The sequence below is a fragment of the Starkeya nomas genome (genome assembly GCF_902703545.1).
GTDB lineage: Bacteria > Pseudomonadota > Alphaproteobacteria > Rhizobiales > Xanthobacteraceae > Ancylobacter > Ancylobacter moscoviensis.
Map to the genome: position 1 here is coordinate 546,921 of NZ_CACSAS010000001.1, position 25,594 is coordinate 572,514.

Below are 25,594 nucleotides of genomic sequence, written 5' to 3' on the forward strand. Positions count from 1 at the left end.
CCGCGACACCCGTGGCTTTACGAGAAAAGGAACGCGCACGGGGCGCGGCTGGCAGGGCTCGCCCGGCCATGCGCCCCGGACGGACGGCGCGGGCGCGCCGCCGGGGGCGTCGACATTGCCGTCAGCGGCGTGCCAAGGCAAGCGGCGCTTCCTGTGGAAGCGCTGAATTGGTGGGGAAATCTGCGGGAATGACGGGGAAAGCGCCCGGCGGCCCGCAATGGCGGCCTCGCCCGGCGCTCGCTCCGATGGGCGCCGACGCGCGGCGCCCCTTCTCACTCGTCGTTCACCAGCCGCTTCAGCGTCTCGACCTCTTCGGCCAGCACGCGGTCGGTGCCCACCAGCCCGTCGATCTTGCGCACGGCATGCAGCACGGTGGTGTGGTCGCGCCCGCCGAAGCGCCGGCCGATCTCCGGCAGGGAGCGCAGGGTCAGCGTCTTGGCGAGGTACATCGCGATCTGGCGCGGTTTCACCACATTGGCGGTGCGGCGCTGCGAAAGGATGTCGGCGCGGCTGACATTGTAGTGCTTGGCGACGATGCGCAGGATGTCGTCGACGCGCACGCGCTTGGGCTCGCTGGAGCGCACGAGGTCGCGCACGGCGGTCTCGGCCATTTCCAGCGTGATGGCGCGGGAGGTGAGCTGGTTGTGCGCCAGCAGGCGGTTCAGCGCGCCGTCGAGGTCGCGGCCGTTCTGGCCGCAATTGCGGGCGATGAAGTTCAGCACGTCCGGCGGCACGGTGAAGCCAGGATGCTGCTGGGCGAGCATGGCGACGCGGGCCGAGAGGATCTCCAGCTTCAGTTCCTCGTCGAGCGGGGCGATCTCCACCACCAGCCCGCCGGCAAGGCGCGAGCGCACGCGCTCTTCCAGCGCGTCGAGTTCCGCCGGCGGACGGTCGGCGGCGATCACCACCTGACGGCCGGAATCCATCAGCGCGTTGAGCGTATGGCAGAATTCCTGCTGCACGCTCTTGCCCTGCAGGAATTGCAGGTCGTCGATCACCAGCGTGTCGATGCCGCGCAGCTGCTCCTTGAAGGCGAGCGCCGACTGGCTCTTCAGCGCGGCGACGAAGCCGTACATAAAGCGCTCGGCGGTGAGGTAGACGACGCGGCGGCCCTTGTCGGCGCCGGCGGCGGCGATGGCCTGCAGGAGATGCGTCTTGCCGAGGCCGACGGCGGCATGGAGATAGAGCGGGTTGAACACCGGGCCGCTGCCGACCGCCGCATCCGCCACCTTCTGCGCCGCCGCATGGGCGAGGCGGTTGGAGTCGCCCAGCCGATAGGTCGCGAAGGTCAGGCGCGGGTCGAGCGGCGAGCCGTTCGAGACCTCGGCCGAATTGGCGGTGACCGCGGCGGACGCGTTCGCCGGTTCGGCGGCGGGGGCGCGGGTCGCGACGGCCGGCGTCACGGTGCGGATGGTCGCCGGCGCGCTGCCGGGGGCGCGCAGCACGGCGGTGCGCACGATCAGCTCGACGCGGTCGGCCGAGGCCTCTTCCTGCCAGAGCGAGGCGAGGCGCTCGATATAGTGCTGCTGGATCCAGGTCTTCAGGAAGCGCGTGGGCACGGAGAGCCGCACCGTGCCGTCATGGATGCCGTCCAGTTCGAGGCGCGGGAACCAGCTCGAATAGACCTCTTCGCCGATCTCGGCGCGCAGGCGCCGGCGAACGCGGTCCCAGGCCCCACGGGCATCGGCGTCCAAACCTGCCCGGGCTCCGGCTCGTGCGGCCGCGCCGGAAAACGGGCCCTGGCCTGAGGGTTCGATGCCATCGGATTTGAACATGATCGCTCCGCGTTTCTTGTGCGGTTGTTGGGAAAGCACGAAGGGGACGACACCGCAGCGATGGCTTGCGCGGCCATCGGGGTCGGGCACCCTTCAATGCGCATGGAAAGGCTGACGCGCCTTCAGCAGGCCGTCTGTCAATCGCTCGGCGATGTCCTTAGACGACCGGAGTGGAAGCCTCAACCGGGAGGCTTGCCGAAGAAGACCTGGGGCTCGGAACAGACGTCGCCTGACAGAGGGTCCGGTGATTGATCGTGGCAGATCTGCATGTTCGCCGTGGGATCGGCGATGCAATCTGGGCACGCACCCTCGCGCGCGTTCGTTCGCGTCATCATAGCAGCCCCTTTACGGCAAGTTCGTTTGCCGCCCTAAACAGTCTTCGTTTTTATAAGTGCAACTATATAAGCACGCTGTTACGCACTACACGTGTGGGTTCTCCCCGGTTGCCCGAGGAGACGTGTGGTTTCGCAAGAAACATTGCGAAATGCCGAGGAGTACGGGTGATGATTACAGCACACGACGCGCTCCTCACGGTGAAATGAGCAGTTCGAAAACTCAACTTTTCGCTGAGGTGCCCGGCGGAACCGGATGAACTCACCATACACAGGCCCCCCCTCCGGTGCAACGCCGTTGGTGCAGATGAGAGCTGTTCGAGGCGCGCAGGCGGGGTGATTCGGCCGCCCAAAAAAGAACCATCAGTCGGCAAATCTCTGAGTCACTTGCAAGATTCAGCGGGCTCGGATGACGGGTCTTTCCGCAGCTAATTTTCCCTCCCGCAGCGCGGTCGGGGCGTGGGGCGTGCCGATTCGGAAGGTGGGTTCCGGCGTGGGGAATAAGGTATTGAGATATATTGCATATTTTTGCGCGACGGATTGCGGCGAAATCGGCTCCGTATGAGCTGCTGCGCCTGCTTCGTGCGTTCGGAAGAGTCAAGTCTGCGCGGGAGTCATTAACCGGTTCCTTCCGGTTCGTTAACGTCGTGTGACAGTTGGGCAACGGCCTCCACGACGGCTCCATGACATCCCGCCCCGCGCCTCCCGCCGCCCGTCCGGAGGCGCTGGCCTCGGCGGCGGCGAACGCAAAAAGCCCGGCACGACGGCCGGGCTTTCTGCAAACTTGCGGTTGTGTGTCGCTAGGGAAGCGACCGGCCGCCGAAACTCAGGCGCTGAGCTTGGCGAGGCGCTGCGTCAGGCGCGAGACCTTCCGCGAAGCGGTGTTCTTGTGCAGCACGCCCTTCTGGGCGGCGCGCATGATTTCCGGCTCGGCGGCCTTCAGCGCGACGCCGGCGGCGTCCTTGTCGCCGGCGGCGATGGCTTCCTCGACCTTGCGGACGAAGGTGCGCATCCGCGAGCGGCGGTTCTTGTTGATCTCCGTGCGGCGCTCGATCTTGCGAGCCGCCTTCTTGGCGGAGGGCGTATTGGCCATCGGCCGTCCTCTTCGTCGTCGCAGGAAACGGCGATCGCCGCTCGTCCCGGAATTCGGTTGCAAAGGATAAAGCGGAGCCAACCCGGAGGAGCCCCGCGCGAGTGGCGGGCTTATAGTCGGAGGGCGCGGTGCCGTCAATATGAAAGGCGCGCACCAGCCCTGCACGGGAGGGGTTTCGCGCGCCTCGTCCTTACGGCGCAAACCTTACCGGTTCTGAAACGAGGCGCCCCGCTTCTCGGCGAAGGCGGCCATGCCTTCCTTCTGGTCGGCGGTGGCGAACAGCGCCTGGAACAGCCGGCGCTCGAATCGGATGCCCTCGGCGAGGGTCGTCTCGAAGGCGCGGTTGACGCTCTCCTTGGCCATCATCACCGAGGGGAGGGAGAGGCCGGCGATGGTCTCGGCGACCTTCATCGCCTCGGCACGCAGCTCGGCCAGCGGCACCACCCGCGAGACCAGGCCGTAGCGGTCGGCCTCCTCGGCGGTCAGCGTGCGCCCGGTGAGGCACATCTCCATCGCCTTGGCCTTGCCGATGGCGCGGGTGAGGCGCTGCGAGCCGCCGGCCCCCGGCAGGATGCCGAGCTGGATCTCCGGCTGCCCGAAGCGGGCATTGTCGGCGGCGAGGATGATGTCGCACATCATGGCGATCTCGCAGCCGCCGCCGAGCGCATAGCCCGCCACCGCCGCGACCACCGGCTTGCGGCAGCGCGACAGCCGCTCCCAGCTGGTGATGAAGTCGTCCGTGTAGGTCGCCGGGAAGGCCAGCGGCTGCATTTCCTTGATGTCGGCGCCGGCGGCGAAGGCGCGCTCGGAGCCGGTGAGGACGATGCAGCCGATGCCGGCATCGGCCTCGAAGGCGTCGAGCGCCCGGCCGAGTTCGGCGATCAGTTCCCCGTTCAGCGCGTTCAGCGCCTTCGGGCGGTTGAGGGTGATGACGCCGACGCGCCCGTTGGTCTCGACGAGAATGTTGTCATAGGCCATGGCGCGGCGTCTCCTCTCGCGTGGCATGGGGTGTCGGGCGGCAGGCTACCGCAGAGCGGCAGGCTAGCGCTGACAGGCGGCACAATAAAAGGTCGAGCGCCCGCTCTGCACAAGCCGGGCGATGGTGCCCCGGCAGCCGGGGTTCAGGCAGGCCTCGCCCTCGCGGTCATAGGCGCGGAAGGTGTGCTGGAAATAGCCGAGCGTGCCGTCCACCTGCGCGTGATCGCGCAGCGTCGAGCCGCCGGCGGCGATGGCTTCCTCCAGCACCAGCCGGATGGTCTCCACCAGACGGCGCGCGGCGGCGGTTGGCTTGCCGGCGGCGGTGACGAGGCTCGCCGCCGGCCGCTCGGGAGAGAGGCCGGCGCGGTGCAGCGCCTCGCACACATAGATGTTGCCGAGTCCGGCCACGACCTTCTGGTCGAGCAGCGCCGCCTTCAGCGGGGCGCGCCGTCCGGCCAGCTCCCGCGCCAGGCTCTGCGCGTCGAAGCCGCCGCCGAGCGGCTCGGGGCCGATGTCGCGGAACAGCGGATGTTCATCGAGAGCGGCGCGCGGCACCAGCAGCATGGCGCCGAAGCGGCGCGGATCGTTGTAGATCACCTCGACGCCACCCTCGAGGCGGAAGGCGACATGGTCGTGCGCGGCGGCCTTGGAGCGCGCCATGACGAAGTCGCCCGGCGTCTGCGGGATGCCCGCGTCGGGTTCGATGCGGAACGAGCCGGACATGCCCAGATGCATCACCAGCACCTCGGGCGTCCCCTCGGCGCCGGCGTCGAGGTCGGCCAGCAGGTATTTGGCGCGCCGGCCGAGGCGCAGGATGCGCCGGCCGGTCAGCCGCTCGGCGAAGCGCTCGGGCAGCGGCCAGCGCAGGTCCGGGCGGCGGGCGACGGCGGCGAGGATGCGCCGGTCCTCCATGACCGGGGCGAGCCCACGCCGGACGGTCTCGACTTCAGGAAGCTCGGGCATGGCCGGCGGACCTCACGCGGGGAACGGCAATCGGCGGGGACACTTTATTATATGGGGAGCAGCCCCAGCTCCCGCAGGAAGCCGCGCAGCTCGTCCACGTCGCGGAAGCAGTGCGCCCTCAGCCCGGCGGCGATGGCGCCCTCCGCATTGGCGCTCTTGTCGTCGATCATCACCGCGTCGGCCGGGTCGACGCCGTAGAGCGCGGCGAGGCCTTTATATATGGCGGGGTCGGGCTTCTTGCTGCCGAACTCGGCGGCGACGTGCATGGCCGGGCCGAACAGCGCGCGCAGCCCCGGCACCAGCACGTCGAAATGCTCCTTCATGATGTGGCCGTTATTGGTCAGCAGCGCGATGGGCACGCGGGCGCGCACCTGCGCCACCAGCCCCAGCACCTCCATGTCGAGCGTCATGGCGAGGGCGCGCGTGCGCAGCCATTCGGCGCGGCCGAAGGGGATGCCGATCGCCCCGGCGATGGCGGAGAGATAGGCGTCGGGCATCAGCGCCCCGACATCGGAGGCTTCCTCGATCCCGCTGGTCCAGATCAGCCGCTCGACATCGGCGACCGTAAGCCCCGCCATCGCGCCGATGGCAGCGCGCCGCGCATCGACGTCGTAGCGCAGCAGCACGTCGTCCATGTCGAAGATGACGAGGCGCGGCGGAGCGGGAGGGGGTGTGTCGGAGGGGGCGGGGGGCACCTGCGCCTCCTCACGGAAGCGCGTCGAAGCCTTCGCCGAAGCCCTTGAGGCTGAGCGGGATGCCGATGCCTTCCTCCGGCGTCTGGAAGACGATGAAGGTGGCGTTCTGGCCGGTGCGCATCTGGCCGATCAGCTTGTCGTCCATCACCACCTCGGCGACGCAGCCATTGGGCACGCAGCGCACGAAGCCGGCGCGGCCGACATCGACGTTGTCGATCTTCAGCCCGAGGCCGGAGGGCAGCAGCACGCCGAGCGGGGCCAGCACGCGCAGCAGGCGGCTCTTCTGGTCGATGGTCTTCAGCACGATGACGGTGAGGCCGACATTCGGGCGGTCGTCCGCCTGCACGCTCTGCAACAGCACGCACTGTTCGGCCTGCGCTCCGGGCGGCGTGTCGCAGCGTATCTGCCATTCGCCGTGCACCGAGCGCACGACACCCTGGGCCGACGCATGGTCGGCGGTGGCCAGAAGGGCTGCGACGGCAAGCACCGCAAAAAAGGCTGAACGGAGTGCCGCGAGGCCGGGCATGGCTCTCTCCTGAAAATGTCGTCCGGTATGTCTTCTAAAGAATCGCCAGCCGGGGACAAGGCGAATCGTCGCCGTATCCCCGCCGACGCCGTCAGGCAGGAGCGGGTACAACGCCCGAGCGCGATGTCAAGAATGCGGCGCCGGGGCTCGCCTTGCAGGTAGAACAGTTCCAGGCACCCGACGTCATGTCGCAGGAGCAGGGGGGCTCCGGTGCGTTGCTCAGGTGTCCTTTTTGTGTTTGATGAAGATCAAATGCCACTGGCCCGACACGCGATCGCCATCGCCGTTACCGGGTCGCGGGGAGTTGAATGGGAGTGACGTTCGCGATGAAATCGTGGATCCGCAACACGGCGCGTATGGCCGCCGGCTTTGCCGGAGCGGTCTTCGGCCTGCTGGTGCTGCTTGGCACGGGGGCCGCGCTGGCCGGCACGGGACAGCCGTCGCCGTGGCAGATCAATCTTCAGGGGGCCGCCTCTCCGGTGATGGAGAGCATTCACTCCTTCCACTTCTTCCTTCTGGTGATCATCGTCGCCGTCGTCCTGCTGGTGCTGGTGCTGCTGATCGTCGTGATGGTGAAGTTCAACGAGAAGGCCAATCCGGTGCCTTCGCGGACGACGCACAACACCCTCATCGAGGTGGTGTGGACGGTCGTGCCGGTGCTGATCCTCGTGGCGATCGCGATTCCCTCGTTCCGTCTGCTCTTCCTGCAGCTCGACCTGCCGAAGGCGGACCTCACCGTGAAGGTGACGGGCCACCAGTGGTACTGGTCCTACGAGTATCCCGACAACGGCGCCTTCGCCTTCGACAGCATGATGGTGCAGACCGCCGACCTGCAGCCCGGCCAGCCGCGTTTGCTGGCGGTCGACAACGAGGTCGTGGTGCCGGTCAACAAGGTGATCCGCATCCAGGTCACCGCCGCCGACGTCATCCATTCCTTCGCCCTGCCGTCCTTCGGCGTGAAGATCGACGCCCTGCCGGGCCGCCTGAACGAGAGCTGGTTCCAGGCGACGAAGGAGGGGGTGTATTATGGTCAGTGCTCGGAACTCTGCGGCAAGGACCACGCGTTCATGCCGATCGCGATCCGCGTCGTGAGCGAGGCGGATTTCGCCAGCTGGGTCGAGGAGGCCAAGCAGAAGTTCGCGGCGGTTGACGCGCCTGCGCCGCAGGTCGCGCAGATCGAGCCGGCCGCCGGGGTGGCCATCTCGGCGCGCTGAGGCGCGCCGATACCGCGATTTAGAGTTTCGAAGCGCGCGAGAGCGCGCGAATGAGGGACGGTTCTATGGCAAACGCAGCCGGTCACGCGGGCGATCCGACGGGTTGGAAGCGCTGGGTCTACTCGACCAACAACAAGGACATCGGCCTGATGTACCTGATCTTCGCCATCGTGGCGGGGATCGTGGGCGGCATCCTGTCCATCGGCATCCGCATGGAGCTGCAGGAGCCGGGGATGCAGATCTTCGCCGATCCGCAGACCTTCAACGTGTTCACCACCGGCCACGGCCTCATCATGATCTTCTTCATGGTGATGCCGGCGATGATCGGCGGCTACGGCAACTATTTCGTGCCGCTGATGATCGGCGCGCCGGACACCGCCTTCCCGCGCATCAACAACGTGGCCTTCTGGCTGCTGCCGCCCTCCTTCGCGCTGGCGATCATGTCGCTCTTCGTCGAGGGCGCGGCCGGCTCCACCGGCTTCGGCGGCGGCTGGACGATCTATCCGCCGCTCTCCTCCAAGCTCGGCCATCCCGGCCCGGCGATGGACCTGCTGATCCTGGCGCTGCACCTGTCGGGCGCGTCCTCGATCCTCGGCGCGATCAACCTGATCACGACGATCCTGAACATGCGCGCCCCCGGCATGACGCTGCACAAGATGCCGCTCTTCGCCTGGTCCCAGCTCGTGACCGCCTTCCTGCTGCTGCTGTCGCTGCCGGTCCTGGCGGGCGCCATCACCATGCTGCTGACGGACCGCAACTTCGGCACCACCTTCTTCGACCCGGCCGGCGGCGGTGATCCGATCCTGTTCCAGCACCTGTTCTGGTTCTTCGGCCACCCCGAGGTGTACATCCTCATCCTGCCGGGCTTCGGCATCATCTCGCACATCGTGTCGACCTTCTCGCGCAAGCCGATCTTCGGCTATCTCGGCATGGCCTACGCGATGGTCGCGATCGGCGTGGTCGGCTTCGTCGTGTGGGCGCACCACATGTACACGGTCGGCCTGTCCTCCTCGACGCAGGCCTATTTCGTCGCCGCCACGATGATCATCGCGGTGCCCACCGGCATCAAGATCTTCTCCTGGATCGCGACGATGTGGGGCGGCTCGATCTCGATGCGCGTGCCGATGCTGTGGGCGATCGGGTTCATCTTCCTGTTCACCGTCGGCGGCGTCACTGGCGTCGTGCTCTCCAACGCCGGCATCGACCGCTCGCTGCACGACACCTATTACGTGGTGGCGCACTTCCACTACGTGCTGTCGCTGGGCGCCGTGTTCGCGATCTTCGCCGGCTGGTACTACTGGGCGCCGAAGATGTTCGGCTACATGTACAGCGAGACCATCGGCAAGATTCACTTCTGGCTCACCTTCATCGGCGTGAACCTGGTGTTCTTCCCGCAGCACTTCCTCGGCCTCGCCGGCATGCCGCGCCGCTACGCGGACTATCCGGACGCCTTCGCCGGCTGGAACTTCGTCTCCTCGATCGGGTCCTACATCTCCGGCTTCGCGGTGCTGGTGTTCCTGTTCGGCATCTGGCGCATGTTCGCCAACAAGGTGCCGGCCGGCGCCAATCCGTGGGGCGAGGGTGCGACCACGCTGGAGTGGACGCTGAGCTCCCCGCCGCCCTTCCACCACTTCGACGTCCTGCCCAAGATCAAGTGATCGGCCGGACGGCGTGAGGGAAAGATCCGGCGCGATTTCGGTCGCGCCGGTCGCATGAAAAGGGGAGGGCGCGCCGCTTCGGCCCGCCTCCCGCAGGACCGGCGGCCGCCCCGCGCCATGCGCGCCAGCGAGCGCGCCCCGCCGGGAACGGACGCATCGCCAGGGCCGCGGCCCCGGCCCGATGCCGGAGTGAGTTGATGAGCGACGTCGCCTCGCGCGAATACGACCTGAGCCAGACCGAGCCGCGTCCGCTCGACGCGCCGTCCTATGCCTCGGTGTCGGACTACATCACGCTGCTCAAGCCGCGTGTCATGTCGCTGGTGATCTTCACCGCGCTGGTCGGCATCGTGCGCGCGCCGGGCGAGGTGCATCCCGTCATCGCCTTCACCGCGCTGCTGTGCATCGCCATCGGCGCGGGCGCGTCGGGCGCGCTCAACATGTGGTGGGACGCCGACATCGACGCGGTGATGAGCCGCACCAAGCGCCGCCCGATCCCCGCCGGCCACGTCACCCCCGGCGAGGCGCTGGCCTTCGGCCTGACGCTCTCGGTCGGCTCGGTGCTGGTGCTCGGCCTGCTGGTCAACGAGCTCTCGGCCGCGCTGCTTGCCTTCACCATCTTCTTCTACGCTGTCGTCTACACGATGTGGCTGAAGCGCTCGACGCCGCAGAACATCGTCATCGGCGGCGCCGCCGGCGCCTTCCCGCCCATGGTGGGCTGGGCGGCCGCCTCGGGCGGCATCGGGCTGGAGAGCATCCTGCTCTTCCTCATCATCTTCTTCTGGACCCCGCCGCATTTCTGGGCGCTGGCGCTCTACAAGTCCGGCGACTACGAGCGCGCCGGCGTGCCGATGCTGCCCGTCGTGGCCGGCACCGCCGAGACGCGCCGCCAGATCCTGCTCTACACGCTCATCCTGGTGCCGCTCGCCATGTCGCCCTTCTTCCTGGGCATGGCCGGGCTCGCCTATGGCGTGGTGTCGGGCATCGCCGGCGGGCTCATGCTCCTGCTCGCCGTGCAGGTCTATCGCCGCCGTGAGGGCGCGCCGGCCGAGCAGGCCGCGCGCCGGCTCTTCGGCTTCTCGATCCTCTATCTCTTCCTGCTCTTCGCCGTCCTGCTCGTGGAAGCGGTGGCGCCGGCCGGTCTGGGGCTGTGAGCGCATGCTGGCGAGGGTGACCATGGCCGACGAGAACAAGACGCCGCAGACGCCGAAGCTACAGGCGTCGAAGCCGCAGACCCCGGCTCCCGAGATCGAGGGCGTCGTGCTCACCGAGGAGCAGAAGCGCCGCCGCCGCGCCCGCTCCGTCGCGATCGCGCTGACGCTCGCGGCGCTGTGCGTGCTGTTCTATGTCGTCACCATCGTGAAGCTCGGCCCCGCCGTGCTCATCCGGCCGTTGTGAGGGTGTGATGGCGAACGCTCCCGACCCCCGCCCCGAAGCGCCGCTCGCGTCGGCCCCGCGCCCGGCCCGCCGTCATCGCGTGGTGGCGCTCAGCTGCGCCGCCTTCGTCGCGACCATGGTCGGCGCCTCCTATGCCGCCGTGCCGCTCTACCAGATGTTCTGCCAGGTCACCGGCTTCGGCGGGGCGACCAAGGTGGCCGCGGCGGCGCCGGAGAAAGCGCTCGACCGCGAGGTGGAGATCCGCTTCGACGCCAATGTCGCCCCGGGCCTCGCCTGGTCCTTCGAGCCGGAGCAGCGCTCGGTGACGGTGCGCGTGGGCGAGACCAAGCTCGCCTTCTACAAGGCCACCAACCGCAGCAGCGAGCCGGTGACGGCGACCGCGACCTACAACGTGGCGCCGGCCCAGTCCGGCTACCACTTCGCCAAGATGCAGTGCTTCTGCTTCGAGGAGCAGACCCTGCAGCCGGGCGAGACGCTCGACATGCCCGTCGTCTTCTTCGTCGATCCCGCCTTCGTCGAGGATCCGGAGATGAAGGGCGTCAAGACCATCACCCTTTCCTACACCTTCTTCCCCAAGGCGACGCCTGTCGCTGCCGGCAAGGCGAAGGACGGAAAGGCACCCTTGTAGACGGGCGGAACGCCACATTGCGGCCGCGGTGACGGCCCGCTAGAGAAATAGACGGAACGGAGAGCGCGACCCATGGCCCAAGCCCACGCTGAAGCCCACGCCAAGCAGCACGATTACCACCTCGTCGAACCGAGCCCGTGGCCGTTCGTCATTTCGGTTTTCGCCTTCGTCCTCGCGGCGGGCGCCGTGTTCTGGATGCATGGCCAGCTCACCGCCCTGGTGATGGCGGCCGGTTTCATCGGCGTCGTCTACACCATGATCGTGTGGTGGCGGGACATCATCCGCGAGGGTGAGCACGAGCACGCCCACACCCCGGTGGTGCAGCTTCACCTGCGCTACGGCATGATCCTGTTCATCGCCTCCGAGGTGATGTTCTTCGTCGCCTGGTTCTGGGCCTTCTTCGACGCCTCGCTCTATTCCGGCGAAGCGATCAACTACACCCGCGCTGAGTTCACCGGGGGCGTCTGGCCGCCGAAGGGCATCGAGACCTTCAACCCGTGGCATCTGCCGCTGCTGAACACGCTGATCCTGCTGACCTCCGGCACCACGCTGACCTGGGCGCACCACGCGCTGGTCCATGGCGACCGCGAGAGCGCCAAGTGGGGTCTGTGGCTCACCGTGATCCTCGGCGTCCTGTTCTCGATCCTGCAGGGCTTCGAGTACAGCCACGCGGAGTTCGCCTTCTCGGGCAACATCTACGGCGCCACCTTCTTCATGGCGACCGGATTCCACGGCTTCCACGTCATCGTCGGCACCATCTTCCTCGCCGTGTGCCTCGGGCGGCTCTATGCCGGCCACTTCACGCCGACCCATCATTTCGGCTTCGAGGCGGCGGCCTGGTACTGGCACTTCGTCGACGTCGTGTGGCTGTTCCTCTTCACCTTCATCTATGTGTGGGGCAGCGCGGGCGCTCCGCACTGAGGCCGGCACGACAGCAGATCGAAGGGGCGGCTTCCGGCCGCCCCTTTTTCATTCGGCAGCCGCCTTTTTCGTTCAAAGGCGAGCCGGCATCAGATATGCGGCATCGGTCATCCCCCGGATTTCCAGCCGCGGGCGAATGGGAGTAGAAGCCGCTCATGGATCTTCAGCCCTTCCACACCGGTGTCTCGCCTTACGCGGCGGGGCTCACCTGCAGCTGCCCGCGCTGCGGCCGCGGCCGCCTGTTCAACGGCTTCCTCACCGTCGCGCCGTCCTGCGACAAGTGCGGCCTCGACTACAGCTTCGATGATTCCGGCGACGGCCCGGTTGTCTTCATCATCCTGGCGGCGGGCTCTCTGGTCGTCGGCCTTGCGCTCTGGGTGGAACTCACCTGGGCGCCGCCGCTGTGGCTTCACGCGCTGCTGTGGACGCCGCTGGTGCTCATCTCGACGCTCGGCCTGCTGCGGCCGCTCAAGGCCACGATGATTGCCCTGCAATACGCCAAGAAGGCCGAGCCCGGGCGTCTCGACAAGGGCGGCTCGTGACCCCTTCTCCCGCGTCCCCGGTCGCCGGCGCTTCCCGGCAGTCCCGGCCGGCATGGCGCAAGCTGCTGCCGGCGGCGCTGGTCGTGCTCGCCGTCTTCGGCGTGCTGGTCGGCCTCGGCACCTGGCAGATGCAGCGCCTCGCCTGGAAGGAAGATCTCATCGCCAAGGTGCAGGCGCGCGTGCATGAGCCGGCCCAGCCGGTGCCGGTCGAGGCGGAATGGCCGCAGGTCGGCTACGAGCAGGACGAATACCGCCATGTCACCGCGCAGGGGCGCTTCCGGCATGATCTGGAAGTGCAGGTCTATGCACTGGTCGATTCCGCGCCGGACGGCTCCGGCGGGCCGGGCTACTGGGTGGTCACGCCGCTGGTGATGGCGGATGGCTCGACCATCCTCGTCAATCGCGGTTTCGTGCCGCTCGACCGGCGGGCGCCGTCGAGCCGGGCGGAAGGGCAGGTGGACGGTCTCGTCACCGTCACCGGCCTGCTGCGCATGCCCGAGGATGCCGGCCCCTTCACCCCCGGCAACGATCCGGCGAAGGACAGCTGGTTCGTGCGCGATCCGCTGGCCATCGCCGGGGCGAAGGGCCTCCTGCGCACCGCGCCCTTCCTCATCGACGCCGACGCGGCGCCCAATCCCGGCGGCTTGCCGGTCGGCGGGCTGACGCGGGTCAATTTCTCCAACCGCCATCTCGAATACGCGCTGACCTGGTACGGGCTGGCGGCGACGCTGCTTGCCGTCTTCGCCGCTTTCGTGTGGTCGCGCCGGCGCCGCTGAAGCGCTACACGGTGCTACTGCGCGCTACTCCCATGGCGCCCTTGCGCTACGGTTTTTGCTACCCGCTTGCTACCGTTGCGATACGCGCTGCTACCCAAACTGCACGCGGCGCCACCGATTGCTTGCCTCCGGCCGGCCCCGCCACTAGTTTGCCGCCGACTTTTCCAGCGGAGGCGCGTGTGCGCTACATCTCGACCCGCGGCGAGGCTCCCGTGCTCGCCTTCTCCGACGCCCTTCTCGCCGGCCTCGCGCGCGACGGCGGCCTCTACGTGCCCGAGACCTTCCCGGCCCTGGCGCCGCAGGAGATCGCCCGGCTCGCCGGCCATTCCTATGCCGAGGTGGCGGGGCGGGTGATCGCGCCCTTCGTCGACGCGGTGTTCACGCCCGAGGTGCTGCGCCCGATGCTGGAGGAGGCGTATGCCAGCTTCCGCCATCCCGCCACCACGCCGCTGGTGCAGATCGCCCCGAACCGTTTCGTGCTGGAGCTTTTCCACGGCCCGACGCTCGCCTTCAAGGATGTGGCGATGCAGCTTCTCGGCCGCATGATGGACCATGTGCTGGTCGAGCGGGACCAGCGCGCCACGATCGTCGGCGCCACCTCCGGCGACACCGGCAGCGCGGCCATCGAGGCGTTCCGCGGCCGTGCCCGCACCGACGTGTTCATCCTCTATCCCGCCGGCCGCGTCTCCGAGGTGCAGCGCCGCCAGATGACGACGGTGCCGGACGCGAACGTCCACGCCATCGCGGTCGAGGGCACGTTCGACGACTGCCAGGCGCATGTGAAGGCGATGTTCAACAACCACGCCTTCCGCGACCGCCTGCAGCTCGCGGGCGTCAATTCCATCAACTGGGCCCGCATCGTCGCACAGGTCGTCTACTATTTCGTCGCCAGCGCCGCCCTCGGCTCCCCCCATCGCCCGGTTTCCTTCGTGGTGCCGACCGGCAATTTCGGCGACGTGCTCGCCGGCTTCGTCGCCAAGCGCATGGGCCTGCCGGTCTCGAAGCTCACCATCGCCACCAATGTGAACGACATCCTCGTGCGCACGCTGAATTCCGGGCGTTACGAGGTGACGGGCGTGGTGCCGTCCTCCTCGCCGTCCATGGACATCCAGGTCTCCTCGAACTTCGAGCGCGTGCTGTTCGAGGCGCTGGACCGGGATGCCGGGGCGCTGCGCGGGCTGATGGCGTCGCTCAACCAGTCGGGCGCCTTCTCGCCATCGAACCGGGCGCTTGAGGCGATCCGCGCCGATTTCGACGCCGGTCGCACCGACGAGGCGCAGACCGCCGAGACCATCGCACGGGTGCGCCGCGAGGCCGGCTACCTGCTCGACCCGCACACGGCCGTTGCTGTTTCCGTCGCCGAGCGCATCAAGCACGATCCGCATGTGCCGCAGGTGGTGTTGGCGACCGCCCATCCCGCCAAGTTCCCCGACGCGGTGGAGCGGGCCTGCGGCGAGCGCCCGGCGCTGCCGCCCCATCTCGCCGACCTCATGGAGCGCCCGGAGCGCACCCCGACCCTGCCCAACGACATTTCGGCGATCGAGGCCTATATCGCCAGGCATGCCCGCGCGGCGGAGAATGTCGCGTGAGCCGGGACGACGCGCCGGGCCCGCGCATCACGCGGCTCGATAACGGCGTGACCGTCGTCACCGACGCGATGCCCCATCTCGCCACCGCCTCCCTCGGCATCTGGGCCGGGGCCGGGGCGCGCGACGAGGAGCCCGATGAGCACGGAATCTCACACCTGCTCGAACACATGGCATTCAAAGGCACGAAGCGCCGCTCCGCCCGCGCCATCGCCGAGGAGATCGAGGCGGTTGGCGGCGACATCAACGCCGCCACCAGCGTCGAGCACACGACCTACAATGCGCGGGTGCTCGGCGAGGACGTGCCGCTCGCTCTCGACGTGCTGTCGGATATCCTCACCGAGCCGGCCTTCGACCCCGAGGAACTGGCACGCGAGCACAATGTGATCGTGCAGGAGATCGGCGCCGCGCTCGATACGCCGGACGACCTCGTCTTCGACCTCTTTCAGGAGCGGGCCTTTCCCGGCCAGCCGATCGGGCGCTCGATCCTCGGCACGCCCGAGACGGTGCGCTCCTTCGGGCCGGACCGGCTGCGCGCCTATCTCGCGCGCAACTACCGGGCACCGAAGATGATCGTCGCCGCCGCCGGCGCGGTCGAGCATGAGGCGGTGGTGGAGGAAGTGGCCAAGCGCTTCTCCGGCTTTGCTGCCGCGGACAAGCCAGCCCCGGCGCCGGCGCGCTATCAGGGTGGAACGGAAATCGGCGGAGGCCGTGACCTCGAACAGGCGCACATCCTGATCGGTCTGCCGGGCTTGTCCTACCGCGATCCGGCCATTCACGCCCTGCAGGTGTTCACCAACATCCTCGGCGGCGGGATGTCCTCGCGGCTGTTCCAGGAGGTTCGCGAGGCGCGGGGCCTGTGCTACGCAGTCTACTCCTTCCACTGGGGCTATGCCGACACCGGCCTGTTCGGCGTCTATGCCGGCACGGATGGTGGCGACGTGGACGAACTCGTCGACGTGGTGGTGGACCAGATCGAGACGACGATCGAGACGCTGAGCGAGGGCGAACTGGCCCGCGCCAAGGCGCAGGCCAAGGTGGGGCTGCTGGCGGCGCTGGAAAGCTCCGGTGCCCGGGCCGACCAGCTGGCCCGCCAGATGCTGGCCTTTGGCCGGCCGATCCCGCTGGAGGAGATCGTCGCCAAGGTCGAGGCGGTCACCCTCAATGACGCCAAGGCGGCCGGCCGGGCCCTCGTGGGGCGGGGGCTTCCGACCTTTACGGCCCTCGGCCCGGGAAAATCTCTTGAAACGGCGGCGCGCATCGCGGAACGTCTGTCGGCAGCATAATCCGCCTTACGGCATCACGCATGGCCCTGTTCCGCACGGTTTCCTGGCATGAGCCGCCGATGCTCATCGAAGGCGAGCGCGTGCTGCTGCGCATGCCGCAGATGTCGGATTTCGCGGCATGGTCCGCGCTGCGCGAGCAGAGCCGGCCTTTCCTGACGCCGTGGGAGCCGACCTGGCCGCCCTACGATCTCACGCGCGGCTCGTTCCGACGCCGCATGCGCCGCTATGCGCGGGACGTGCGCGAGGACATCGCCTATCCCTTCCTCGTCTTCAGCGCCGCCGACCGGACCCTGCTCGGCGGCGTGTCGCTTTCCAATGTCCGGCGGGGCGTCACCCAGACGGCCAGCCTGGGCTACTGGATGGGTGCGCCCCATGCCGGCAAGGGCTTCATGGGCGCGGCGGTGCGCACGCTCCTGCCTTTCGCCCACACGACGCTCGGCCTGCGCCGCATCGAGGCGGCCTGCCTGCCGCACAACACGCCGTCGATCCGTTTGCTGGAAGGCGCCGGTTTTCGGCGTGAAGGCTATGGGCGGGAGTATTTGTGCATCAACGGCCTGTGGCAGGATCACCTGCTTTATGCCCGTCTGGCGGGCGACCCGATCGGGCCGGCGCAGGGTCTTGAGGTCCCCAGTTTAGTGCCGTTCGAAAGTGGAAAAGAGTTGAGCGGTGACGCCTAATCTGGAACGTCTAAAAATTGGATCGACGAAGACTTGCCAGATCGCATCACGCAATCGATAGATCGGCATTTGCCGATTGACGGCGTCGAGGATTAGCGCGAAAAAAAAGCAGAGAGCCATTTTTAGAATAATTCTAAAAGGCTGATCACTTCGGTTCTGCCTCTCGATGATCGTCTGCTCGTGCAATGTGCTTTCCGACCGTCAGATCCGCAGCGCGGTGACGGAAACGGAGGCGGCTGTCCGGACGGTTGGGCAGGTCTACCGTTGTCTCGGCTGCAGTGCCCAGTGCGGTCGCTGCGCGCGTACCATCCGCAAGCTCATCGACGATGTGAACGCCTCGAACTGCGGCGGCTGCCCGCTGGATTGCCCGGTCTCGACGCATTCCCATGCCGCGCATGACCACGCCCTGCAGGATCATGCAGGCCATACGCACACTGCTCACGCCAACGATCTTTCCGCACTTATTGTCGCGGCGGAGTAAGGGCCGCCGCTTTCCCGGCATGGCGTATGCGGGGGAAGGGTGCACGAGTCGGTTGCCTATTTATTAGAATTTTTCTAAACAGGTAGCGCATGCTCAAGAAAAGAGAGGCGCTGCCATGAAGGGCGATCCCAAAGTCATCGAATATCTCAACCGCGGCGTCCGGTCGGAGCTCACCGCGATCAACCAGTACTGGCTGCATTATCGCATGCTGGACAACTGGGGCTACAAGAAGCTCGCGGCCAAGTGGCGTGCCGAGTCCATCGAGGAGATGCAGCACGCGGATCGTTTCATCGACCGTATCCTCTTCCTCGAAGGCCTGCCGAACCTGCAGGTGCTCGATCCGCTGCGCATCGGCCAGGACGTGAAGGAAGTCATCGAGTGCGACCTTGCGGCCGAGATCGAGGCCCGGGCGCTCTATCAGGAAGCCGCGACCTACTGCGATTCCGTGCAGGACTATCCGAGCCGGGACCTGTTCAAGGAACTGATGGCGGACGAGGAAGGTCACATCGACTTCCTCGAGACCCAGCTCGACCTGATCGCCAATCTCGGTTTGCAGCTCTACGCCCAGCACCACATCGGAGGCCTGGACTGAGCGGCACGCACCCGTGCGGACAAGACGGAGGCCGGTCCCCGCGACCGGCCTTTTTCGTGCGGACCGGGGAAGTGTTTTCGGCGCCTCTCCAATCCCGGTCCACTACATTTGCATTAGACTTATTCTAAGTTATTGATCTAACGTAGCTTTTCATTGACCGTCCCATAGCCCTCGGCTACCGCCTGCGCGCACCTTACGTCAATCCCGCTTCCGGCCGGTCCGGCGGGGCGACTGCACGCAGGAGACGCCAATGACCATCAGAACGCCGAACGCCGTCACTCGCCGCCTCGCGCTTGGCGGTTTTCTTGCCGTCGGTCTTGCCTTCGCGCCGCTCGCGACTTCGGCGGAGGAGGTCGTCAACGTCTACACCACCCGCGAGCCCGGCCTCGCGAAGCCGGTGTTCGACGCCTTCACCGAGAAGACCGGCGTCAAGGTCAACAGCGTGTTCGTGAAGGATGGCCTTGCCGAGCGGGTGAAGGCCGAGGGCGCGGCCTCGCCGGCCGATGTGTTGATGACCGTCGATATCGGCAACCTGCTCGATCTGGTCGATCAGGGAGTGACCCAGCCGCTGAAGTCCGACGTGCTGGAGAAGGCGATCCCCGCCAATCTGCGTGGCCCGACCGGCGACTGGTTCGCCGTCTCCATGCGCGCCCGCGTGGTCTATGCCTCGAAGGACCGGGTGAAGCTTGACGCCATCACCTATGAGGATCTCGCCAAGCCGGAGTGGAAGGGCAAGATCTGCATCCGCTCGGGCAAGCACCCCTACAACACCGCGCTGATCGCCGCCTACATCGCCCATCACGGCGAGGCGAAGGCCGAGGAATGGCTGAAGGGCGTGAAGGCCAATCTCGCGCGCAAGCCGGCCGGCGGCGACCGCGAGAACGCCCGCGACATCCTCGGCGGCATCTGCGATCTCGGCGTCGCCAATTCCTATTATGTGGGCCTGATGCGCTCCGGCAAGGGTGGCCCCGAGCAGGAGAAGTGGGCCGAGGCGATCAACGTCATCCTGCCGACCTTCGAGGGCGGCGGCACCAATGTGAACATCTCCGGCGCCTCGCTCGCCAAGAACGCGCCGAACCGCGACAACGCCGTGAAGCTGCTGGAATTCCTGGTCTCGCACGAGGCGCAGGACGTCTATGCCAAGGCGAATTTCGAATATCCGGTGGTGGCCGGCTCGCCGGTCGATCCGATCATCGCCGCCTTCGGCCCGCTGAAGATCGACAATCTGGATCTCGCCAAGATCGGCCAGTACCGCAAGGTGGCGGCCGACCTCGTCGACAAGGTCGGCTTCGACAACTGATCACAACGAAGGGCGGCGCCTCGCGTGCCGCCCTTTCCGTTGCGCCGGCGGGAAGGCCGGCGTCTTGGTGGTGAACGAGCATCCATGAGTTCGGTGACGACGGATCCGGCGGGGGGCTACCGGCCAAGCAGCGTTTCCGGCATCGTCGGCGCCAGCGGTCGGATCCTGCGCGCCGGTGCGGTCGCCATCGTCGCACTGGTGCTGCTGCCCATCGCCGCCCTCGTCTTCACCGCCGCGCAGAGTTCCGGCGATCTGTGGCCGCACATCCTGCGCAACGTGCTGCCGGTCGCCATCACCGATACCGCGCTGCTCGCCATCGGCGTCGGCCTGATCGCGGGCACCATCGGCACCGGGACCGCCTGGCTGGTGGCGGTGTGCCGTTTTCCCGGACGCGGCATCTTCGAGTGGGCGTTGCTGCTGCCGCTCGCCATCCCGACCTACATCCAGGCCTATGTCTATGTCGACGCGATCCATCCGCTGGGGCCGATCCCCACCGCGATCCGCGCCGCCCTGGGCATGACGAACCCGCGCGATCTGTGGCTGCCGGAGGTCCGTAACCTGCCGGGCTGCATCGTGCTGCTGGGCCTCGTGCTCTACCCCTATGTCTACCTGCCGGCGCGTGCCGCCTTCCTTGTGCAGACGGCCTCCGCCCTGGACGCGGCGCGCACACTCGGCCATGGCGCGACGGGCACCTTCTTCCGCATCGCCCTGCCACTCGCTCGCCCGGCCATCGCGGTGGGGGTGACACTGGCGCTGATGGAAACGGTGAACGATATCGGCGCCTCCGAATTCCTCGGCGTGCAGACGCTGACGCTCTCCATCTATTCCACCTGGCTCAACCGCTCGAGCCTGCCGGGCGCGGCGCAGATCGCGCTGTTCATGCTGCTGGTGATGATCGCGCTCGTGATGCTGGAACGCTGGGGGCGGCGGCATATCAGCCACGCCAATGTCGGCGCCCGCTCGCGCCCGCCCATGCGGCGCCAGCTTGCCGCCGGGCAGGCGACGCTCGCCTTCCTCGCCTGCCTGCTGCCGGTGGCGCTCGGCTTCCTGCTGCCGGCCGGACATCTCGTCCACGCGGCCTATGGCCGGTACATGTTCAACGGTCTGCCCGAGACCGTGTTCGTGGAGACGCTGAACACGGCCTTGTTCGCGGCGATAGGAACGGCTCTGGCGCTTGGCTGCGGGCTGCTCCTTGCCATTGCCGCGCGGACCGGGACGGTGCGTTCGTCCCGGCTGCTGCGCCTGGCGGCGGTCGGCTACGCGGTTCCCGGCACGGTGCTGGCCGTCGGCCTGCTGGTGCCGCTGGCGGGATTCGACAACCTCGTCTCCTCCACCGTCCAGTCGCTCGGCGGCACAGCGACGGGGCTCATCCTCTCCGGCTCCGGCGCAGCGCTGATCATCGCCTATGTGATCCGCTTCCTGGCGATCCCCGTCGGCGCGCTGGAGACCGGCTACGAGAAGGTCGGGATGACGTTCGACATGGCGGCGCGCAGTCTCGGCGAGCGCCCGGGCGGCGTGGTGCGCCTGATCCATCTGCCGCTGCTGCGCCCCGCGCTCGGGACGGCGGCGCTGCTGGTCTTCGTCGACTGCATGAAGGAACTGCCGGCGACGCTGATGCTGCGCCCGCTGAACTTCGAGACGCTCGCGAGCCACGTCTACAGCGAGGCCGCGCGCGGTTCCTACGAGGACGGCGCCTTCGCCGCCCTGCTCATTGTGCTGGTCGGCTTGATTCCGGTGATCCTGCTGGCGCGGCTAAGCCGGCCGCGCCATGATCAGGAACCCAGTTCCGGCAGGTCCCGGTAGAGCTCCAGGGCTTCCGGATTGGCGAGGGCTTCGGTGTTCTTGACCGGGCGGCCATGCACCACGTCGCGCACGGCCAGTTCGGTGATCTTGCCGGAGCGTGTGCGGGGAATGTCGGCCACTGCGATGATCTTGGCCGGAACGTGCCGCGGGCTGGCGCCGGTGCGGATCTGTGTCCTGATGCGCTTCTCCAGATCGGCATCGAGGCCGACGCCCTCCTTCAGCCGCACGAACAGCACCACGCGCACGTCGTTGTCCCAATCCTGGCCGATGGCGATCGCCTCGACGATCTCGGGGATCTGTTCTGCCTGGGCGTAGATCTCCGCCGTGCCGATGCGCACGCCCTGCGGGTTGAGCGTCGCGTCGGAGCGGCCGTGAATGATGATGCCGCCATGCTCCGTCCATTCCGCGAAGTCGCCGTGGCACCACACATTCGGGAAGCGCTCGAAATAGGCGGCGCGGTACCTAGCACCCTCCGGATCGTTCCAGAACATCACGGGCATGCAGGGGAAGGGGCGGGTGCACACCAGCTCGCCGCGCTCGCCGGTCACCGGCTTGCCCTCGTCCGACCACACCTCGACCGCCATGCCGAGGCCGGGAGCCTGGATCTCGCCTTTGTAGACCGGCGAGGTCGGGTCGCCGAGCACGAAGCAGGAGATGATGTCGGTGCCGCCGGAGATGGAGGCGAGATGCAGGTCTGCCTTGATCGCTTCGTAGACGAAGCAAAAGCTCTCCGGCGCCAGTGGCGAGCCGGTCGAGGTCAGTGCCTTGAGGGCGGAGAGGTCATGCGTCTCGCCGGGGCGGACGCCTTCCTTACGCAGCGAGTCGGTGTACTTCGCCGAGGTGCCGAACAGCGCGAAGCGTTCCTTCTCGGCATAGTCGAACAGCACGCCGGGTGTGGGCGCGAAGGGCGAACCGTCGAACAGGCACAGCGTCAGCTCGCTGGCGAGGCCGGTCACCAGCCAGTTCCACATCATCCAGCCGCAGGTGGTGAAATAGAACGCCCGATCCCCCGGCGCGAGGTCGCAGTGCAGCCGGTGCTCCTTGATGTGCTGGAGCAGCGTGCCGCCCGCGCCGTGCACGATGCATTTGGGCACCCCGGTGGTGCCGGAGGAGAACAGGATGAAGGCCGGGTGGTTGAACGGCAGACGCTCGAAGGTGAGCGGGGCCGGCGCGAAGGGGGCGATGAAGGCGTCGAGCGAGGCGCCGTTCGGCAGGCCGGCGGCGACTTCCTCGGCATTGCCCAGATAGGGCACGATCACCGTGCGCACCGCGGTCGGCAGATGCGGCACGACGTTCCTCAGCTTGTCGCCGATGGAGACCCGCTTGCCGTTGTACCAGTAGCCGTCGCAGGCAACGTATACCTTGGGCTCGATCTGGCCGAAGCGGTCGAGAATGCCGCGCTCGCCGAAATCCGGCGAGCAGGAGGAGAAGACGGCACCCAGCGAGGTGGTCGCCAGCATGATGGCGATGGTCTCGGGCAGGTTCGGCAGCGTCGCTGCCACCCGGTCGCCCACGCCTACGCCCGCCGCGCGCAGCGCCTGCTGAAGCCGGGAGACGAGCTCCGTCAGTTCGCCGAAGCTGACATGGCGCTCGACCTTGTCCTCGCCGCGGAAGATCAGCGCCACGCTCGCGGGATCGCGCGGACGCAGCAGGTTTTCGGCGTAGTTCAGCGTCGCCTCGGGAAAGAACCGCGCGCCGGGCATGCGGTCTGCGTCGACCAGCGCGGGCCCCCGGCGGTCACCGATGACGTCGCCGAGTTGCCAGATCTCTTCCCAGAACGTGCTGGGCTGCTCGACCGACCAGCGATGCAGCGAGCGGTAGTCGCTCAACGCTGTACCGTAGCGGGCATTCACCGTTGCGATGAAGGAGGCGATCCCGGTACGTGCGACCCTTTCGGGGCTCGGCCTCCACAGCGGTTCCTGGCCCGTCTCGCCCATTCGTCCCCTCCGTCGCCTCACGCCGCGCCGCTTGCCGGATCGCGGTCCGCCTCTGCGACGACTCATAGCGCCGGGCCCGGCTTCTGTCAGGCCATCAAACAGACACAGACAGCCAACATGTTGCAGCCGCTCAGGAGGGGCTTGTGTCCGCCGGCGCGACCCATCTTTCGGCTTATATCCAGGCCGATGCCGGGTCGCATGCTTGCGCCGCTTCGCCCCAATGCTGTAGCGAGGCTTCGGGGGCAATAACCGACGCTAATAATGAAGAAACTCGTTCCGATCCTTCTTCTGCCCGTTGTGGTGGCGCTGGCCGCCGGCATTCTTGCGCCCAAACTCGCCTCGGAAGCGCGGCTGAGGAGCGAAGTGGAGACGATGGTGCAGGCGGCGATCGGGCAGCGCCCCGTCATCGACGGCGCCGTGAGTTTTTCGGTTTTTCCCTGGCCGGCCATCGACATGGCGGGCGTGTCCATCGACCATCCGCGCGCGCGGCTCGAGGCGGGTTCGGCGCGAATCGTGCTCGACCTCCTGCCTCTGCTTACCGGCCGCGCGAGCGCCGACCATATCGAGCTGACCGATGCCGACCTCACCCTGGCCGATCCGGGCGAGGGGGTGGACGCGCTGGCGGCGCTGGTCGCGGGTCTCGGTACCGCGCAGTCCGAGGCCGATGTCTACGTGACGGATGGCAGCCTCAAGATCGCTCATGCCGATGGCGACGAAGCGGCGATTCCGGAGGCGGACATTCGTCTCGGCTGGCGCGGCGGGCGTGACGCCACGGCGAAGGGGCGCGTGGTCTGGCGCGGCGAGCCGCTGGAGGTGGACGCTACGCTGAGCGGCCTCGCCGCTCTCGCTTCGGGTGGAGCGGGCAGTCTGCGCCTGTCGCTCTCGGGCGCACCGGCCGAGCTGTCCTTCCAGGGCGGGGCGCGTCTTGCCGGCGGGCCGGTGGTCACCGGCGCGCTCACCGTCGCGTCGCGGCAACTTCGCGATGCTTTGGAATGGCTTGGGCTCGACGCTCCCACGGAGCGTGGCTTCGGCGCCTTCAACCTGCGCGCCAATGCCCTGCTGTCGGAACAGGGCGCGGTGCTCAGCGAGGCCCGTATTGATCTCGACGGCAATTCCAGCGTGGGTGCCTTCAACCTGCGCCTCGACGGTGGCCACGCCAATCTGCAAGGCTCGCTCGCCAGCGAGTCCTTCGATCTTTCTCCCTATGGGCAGCTCAGCCTTGCCGGTTCGCAGGGCGGTAGCTGGAGCCGAGAATCGATCGATCTTCGGCGTACGCGCGCGCTCGACGCCGACCTGCGCCTTTCCGCCACGCAGCTGCGCGTCGGTGATGCCGTCTTGCAGCGCATGGCGGCGAGTGCCGCGCTGAAGAGCGGCAAGCTTTCCATCGCCATCGGCGAGGCAGAGGCGTGGGGGGGCATCTTCCGCGCTGCCTTGCATGTGTCGCCGGTGGACACGGGCTCCGGCGCGGATGTGCGTCTCGATCTTTCCGCCGACGACGTGGCGCTGGCCAAGGCGCTGGGTGAACTGTTCCGGCTGCAGCGGCTGGAGGGCACGGGTTCCTTTCGCCTCTCGGCGGGAGGCTCCGGCGCGAGCATGATGGAAATCGTCCAGAAGCTGAGCGGGGCTTTCACACTGACCGGCGAGAACGGCGCGCTGGTCGGCATCGATGTCGGGCGCATCCTGTCCCGTCTGGAAAAACGTCCATTGTCGGGCGCGGGCGATCTGCGCGGCGGGCGCACGCCTTACGACGACATTGTCATCGACGCGAGCATCCGGGACGGCATCGCCAAGCTGGATCGCATCGATCTCACCAGCGCCAAGCTGCGCATCGCCCTTTCCGGCGAAAGCTCGATCGCCCAGCGCGATCTCGATTTCGCGGGCACGGCGCAACTCGTTTCGGAAGCGGGGCAGAAAGCGGAAACGGCGAAGACCGGCGCGGTCGCGGCGGATGCCGCTCGCGCCGCGCCCGTCGCCTTCGAGCTGCCCTTCATCGTGCGGGGCGAGTGGGAGCGGCCGATCGTTCTGCCGGACCCGCAGGCGCTTATCCGCCGTTCCGGCGCCGCGCGCCCGCTCTTCGGAAGTCCTGACGCGATGGGCGTCGCCGGGCCGCTGCCCTGAGGGAGCACTAGGAGCCGGGCGTGCCGCGGGCTCCCCATTCCCCTTCGACGTCTTTCATGTGGCGTTGTGAGACGGGAACGCGCTGACGGTTCCTGAGGTGCAAGGTGCCCGTACGCCCCGCTCGACGGCATCTTCCGCCACCCGCGGGCGCGGGGTTCGCATTCGAAAGCGTCTTGGCCGCGTTGATATGCCGGGCGGCAGCACCTGTGCCTTGCTCCATCGAGCGGCGAGAGGCGAGGCGGCCGACCCATGCTTCCACTCGACGGCCCTCGGCCGCGCGCTACGCGACGCGCTGCTGTTGCCGGTCGCCGAGATCGC

The 25,594-nt window shown here is 67.6% G+C and carries 23 protein-coding genes; 16 read left to right on the forward strand and 7 right to left on the reverse strand.

Annotation, left to right across the window (positions count from 1 at the left end; genetic code table 11):
* Positions 1-272: 272 nt before the first annotated feature.
* The 6 genes from dnaA to STARVERO_RS02680 all read right to left on the reverse strand — a co-directional run bounded on the left by dnaA (position 273) and on the right by STARVERO_RS02680 (position 6,362).
* The gene (gene dnaA / locus STARVERO_RS02655) at positions 273-1,694 is read right to left on the reverse strand and encodes a chromosomal replication initiator protein DnaA (RefSeq protein WP_144343244.1); all 1,422 of its coding nucleotides are present in this window, start codon (positions 1,692-1,694) and stop codon (positions 273-275) included.
* A 1,239-nt stretch (positions 1,695-2,933) separates the two neighbouring features.
* Complete coding sequence (rpsT, locus tag STARVERO_RS02660; protein ID WP_144343243.1) at positions 2,934-3,200, reverse strand: 30S ribosomal protein S20; 267 nt, start codon at positions 3,198-3,200, stop codon at positions 2,934-2,936.
* 204 nt (positions 3,201-3,404) lie between these two features.
* Entirely contained in the window at positions 3,405-4,178 is a 774-nt protein-coding gene (locus STARVERO_RS02665; protein WP_159597820.1) for an enoyl-CoA hydratase, read from the reverse strand.
* Positions 4,179-4,241: 63 nt separating this feature from the next.
* Positions 4,242-5,141, reverse strand: a complete 900-nt coding sequence (gene mutM, locus STARVERO_RS02670; RefSeq protein WP_159597821.1) for a bifunctional DNA-formamidopyrimidine glycosylase/DNA-(apurinic or apyrimidinic site) lyase — start codon at positions 5,139-5,141, stop codon at positions 4,242-4,244.
* Between the two features lie 47 nt (positions 5,142-5,188).
* Positions 5,189-5,836: an HAD-IA family hydrolase gene (locus tag STARVERO_RS02675; RefSeq protein ID WP_244616515.1), complete on the reverse strand. Its 648-nt coding sequence runs from the start codon at positions 5,834-5,836 to the stop codon at positions 5,189-5,191.
* 10 nt (positions 5,837-5,846) lie between these two features.
* Positions 5,847-6,362, reverse strand: coding sequence for an invasion associated locus B family protein (locus STARVERO_RS02680; protein ID WP_144343240.1), 516 nt, complete (start codon positions 6,360-6,362; stop codon positions 5,847-5,849).
* A gap of 308 nt (positions 6,363-6,670) precedes the next feature.
* On the opposite strand from STARVERO_RS02680, the gene coxB reads away from it, so the two are divergent.
* The 15 genes from coxB (at position 6,671) to STARVERO_RS02755 (ending at position 21,221) form a co-directional block, all read left to right on the forward strand.
* Positions 6,671-7,576 carry a cytochrome c oxidase subunit II gene (gene coxB, locus STARVERO_RS02685; protein ID WP_144343239.1) on the forward strand — a complete coding sequence of 302 codons (906 nt, stop codon included), beginning with the start codon at positions 6,671-6,673 and terminating at the stop codon, positions 7,574-7,576.
* A gap of 65 nt (positions 7,577-7,641) precedes the next feature.
* Positions 7,642-9,234 (forward strand): cytochrome c oxidase subunit I, encoded by a 1,593-nt coding sequence (ctaD, locus tag STARVERO_RS02690; RefSeq protein ID WP_144343238.1) that lies wholly within the window; start codon positions 7,642-7,644, stop codon positions 9,232-9,234.
* Between the two features lie 197 nt (positions 9,235-9,431).
* Positions 9,432-10,385 carry a heme o synthase gene (locus tag STARVERO_RS02695; RefSeq protein WP_159597822.1) on the forward strand — a complete coding sequence of 318 codons (954 nt, stop codon included), beginning with the start codon at positions 9,432-9,434 and terminating at the stop codon, positions 10,383-10,385.
* Positions 10,386-10,407: 22 nt separating this feature from the next.
* Positions 10,408-10,629: a hypothetical protein gene (locus STARVERO_RS02700; protein WP_159597823.1), complete on the forward strand. Its 222-nt coding sequence runs from the start codon at positions 10,408-10,410 to the stop codon at positions 10,627-10,629.
* Positions 10,630-10,636: 7 nt separating this feature from the next.
* Positions 10,637-11,257: a cytochrome c oxidase assembly protein gene (locus STARVERO_RS02705; protein WP_159597824.1), complete on the forward strand. Its 621-nt coding sequence runs from the start codon at positions 10,637-10,639 to the stop codon at positions 11,255-11,257.
* A 72-nt stretch (positions 11,258-11,329) separates the two neighbouring features.
* On the forward strand, positions 11,330-12,178 hold the full coding sequence (locus STARVERO_RS02710; protein WP_144343234.1) for a cytochrome c oxidase subunit 3: 849 nt from the start codon (positions 11,330-11,332) through the stop codon (positions 12,176-12,178).
* A gap of 155 nt (positions 12,179-12,333) precedes the next feature.
* A complete protein-coding gene (locus STARVERO_RS02715; RefSeq protein ID WP_144343233.1) occupies positions 12,334-12,720 on the forward strand; it encodes a DUF983 domain-containing protein in 387 nt (128 codons plus the stop codon).
* Positions 12,717-13,496 carry an SURF1 family protein gene (locus tag STARVERO_RS02720; RefSeq protein WP_244616521.1) on the forward strand — a complete coding sequence of 260 codons (780 nt, stop codon included), beginning with the start codon at positions 12,717-12,719 and terminating at the stop codon, positions 13,494-13,496. Before STARVERO_RS02715 ends, STARVERO_RS02720 begins: the two co-directional genes overlap by 4 nt.
* Before the next feature lie 179 nt (positions 13,497-13,675).
* Positions 13,676-15,085 carry a threonine synthase gene (thrC, locus tag STARVERO_RS02725; protein WP_159597825.1) on the forward strand — a complete coding sequence of 470 codons (1,410 nt, stop codon included), beginning with the start codon at positions 13,676-13,678 and terminating at the stop codon, positions 15,083-15,085.
* Positions 15,082-16,368 (forward strand): M16 family metallopeptidase, encoded by a 1,287-nt coding sequence (locus STARVERO_RS02730; RefSeq protein ID WP_159597826.1) that lies wholly within the window; start codon positions 15,082-15,084, stop codon positions 16,366-16,368. Before thrC ends, STARVERO_RS02730 begins: the two co-directional genes overlap by 4 nt.
* A gap of 20 nt (positions 16,369-16,388) precedes the next feature.
* Positions 16,389-17,045: a GNAT family N-acetyltransferase gene (locus tag STARVERO_RS02735; protein WP_159597827.1), complete on the forward strand. Its 657-nt coding sequence runs from the start codon at positions 16,389-16,391 to the stop codon at positions 17,043-17,045.
* Positions 17,046-17,211: 166 nt separating this feature from the next.
* Positions 17,212-17,526, forward strand: a complete 315-nt coding sequence (locus tag STARVERO_RS02740; RefSeq protein WP_159597828.1) for a (2Fe-2S)-binding protein — start codon at positions 17,212-17,214, stop codon at positions 17,524-17,526.
* Positions 17,527-17,641: 115 nt separating this feature from the next.
* Complete coding sequence (gene bfr / locus STARVERO_RS02745; RefSeq protein ID WP_144343227.1) at positions 17,642-18,118, forward strand: bacterioferritin; 477 nt, start codon at positions 17,642-17,644, stop codon at positions 18,116-18,118.
* Between the two features lie 250 nt (positions 18,119-18,368).
* Positions 18,369-19,418: a Fe(3+) ABC transporter substrate-binding protein gene (locus STARVERO_RS02750; protein WP_159597829.1), complete on the forward strand. Its 1,050-nt coding sequence runs from the start codon at positions 18,369-18,371 to the stop codon at positions 19,416-19,418.
* A gap of 84 nt (positions 19,419-19,502) precedes the next feature.
* Positions 19,503-21,221 carry an ABC transporter permease gene (locus STARVERO_RS02755; RefSeq protein WP_159597830.1) on the forward strand — a complete coding sequence of 573 codons (1,719 nt, stop codon included), beginning with the start codon at positions 19,503-19,505 and terminating at the stop codon, positions 21,219-21,221.
* On the opposite strand, the gene STARVERO_RS02760 is transcribed toward STARVERO_RS02755, so the two are convergent.
* Positions 21,191-23,158 (reverse strand): acetoacetate--CoA ligase, encoded by a 1,968-nt coding sequence (locus STARVERO_RS02760; RefSeq protein ID WP_159597831.1) that lies wholly within the window; start codon positions 23,156-23,158, stop codon positions 21,191-21,193. The genes STARVERO_RS02755 and STARVERO_RS02760 overlap by 31 nt on opposite strands.
* A 261-nt stretch (positions 23,159-23,419) precedes the next feature.
* Between STARVERO_RS02760 and STARVERO_RS02765 the strand changes: the two genes are divergently transcribed.
* Complete coding sequence (locus STARVERO_RS02765; RefSeq protein ID WP_159597832.1) at positions 23,420-25,276, forward strand: AsmA family protein; 1,857 nt, start codon at positions 23,420-23,422, stop codon at positions 25,274-25,276.
* The last annotated feature ends 318 nt before the right edge of the window (positions 25,277-25,594 follow it).

What these genes read in the sequence shown, in the direction of transcription:
- rpsT (WP_144343243.1), bottom strand. Translation starts at nt 3,200, where the DNA reads ATGGCCAATACGCCCTCCGCCAAGAAGGCGGCTCGCAAGATCGAGCGC.
- STARVERO_RS02665 (WP_159597820.1), bottom strand. Translation starts at nt 4,178, where the DNA reads ATGGCCTATGACAACATTCTCGTCGAGACCAACGGGCGCGTCGGCGTC.
- mutM (WP_159597821.1), bottom strand. Translation starts at nt 5,141, where the DNA reads ATGCCCGAGCTTCCTGAAGTCGAGACCGTCCGGCGTGGGCTCGCCCCG.
- STARVERO_RS02680 (WP_144343240.1), bottom strand. Translation starts at nt 6,362, where the DNA reads ATGCCCGGCCTCGCGGCACTCCGTTCAGCCTTTTTTGCGGTGCTTGCC.
- coxB (WP_144343239.1), top strand. Translation starts at nt 6,671, where the DNA reads ATGGGAGTGACGTTCGCGATGAAATCGTGGATCCGCAACACGGCGCGT.
- ctaD (WP_144343238.1), top strand. Translation starts at nt 7,642, where the DNA reads ATGGCAAACGCAGCCGGTCACGCGGGCGATCCGACGGGTTGGAAGCGC.
- STARVERO_RS02695 (WP_159597822.1), top strand. Translation starts at nt 9,432, where the DNA reads ATGAGCGACGTCGCCTCGCGCGAATACGACCTGAGCCAGACCGAGCCG.
- STARVERO_RS02700 (WP_159597823.1), top strand. Translation starts at nt 10,408, where the DNA reads ATGGCCGACGAGAACAAGACGCCGCAGACGCCGAAGCTACAGGCGTCG.
- STARVERO_RS02705 (WP_159597824.1), top strand. Translation starts at nt 10,637, where the DNA reads ATGGCGAACGCTCCCGACCCCCGCCCCGAAGCGCCGCTCGCGTCGGCC.
- STARVERO_RS02710 (WP_144343234.1), top strand. Translation starts at nt 11,330, where the DNA reads ATGGCCCAAGCCCACGCTGAAGCCCACGCCAAGCAGCACGATTACCAC.
- STARVERO_RS02715 (WP_144343233.1), top strand. Translation starts at nt 12,334, where the DNA reads ATGGATCTTCAGCCCTTCCACACCGGTGTCTCGCCTTACGCGGCGGGG.
- STARVERO_RS02735 (WP_159597827.1), top strand. Translation starts at nt 16,389, where the DNA reads ATGGCCCTGTTCCGCACGGTTTCCTGGCATGAGCCGCCGATGCTCATC.
- STARVERO_RS02740 (WP_159597828.1), top strand. Translation starts at nt 17,212, where the DNA reads ATGATCGTCTGCTCGTGCAATGTGCTTTCCGACCGTCAGATCCGCAGC.
- bfr (WP_144343227.1), top strand. Translation starts at nt 17,642, where the DNA reads ATGAAGGGCGATCCCAAAGTCATCGAATATCTCAACCGCGGCGTCCGG.
- STARVERO_RS02750 (WP_159597829.1), top strand. Translation starts at nt 18,369, where the DNA reads ATGACCATCAGAACGCCGAACGCCGTCACTCGCCGCCTCGCGCTTGGC.
- STARVERO_RS02755 (WP_159597830.1), top strand. Translation starts at nt 19,503, where the DNA reads ATGAGTTCGGTGACGACGGATCCGGCGGGGGGCTACCGGCCAAGCAGC.
- STARVERO_RS02760 (WP_159597831.1), bottom strand. Translation starts at nt 23,158, where the DNA reads ATGGGCGAGACGGGCCAGGAACCGCTGTGGAGGCCGAGCCCCGAAAGG.
- STARVERO_RS02765 (WP_159597832.1), top strand. Translation starts at nt 23,420, where the DNA reads ATGAAGAAACTCGTTCCGATCCTTCTTCTGCCCGTTGTGGTGGCGCTG.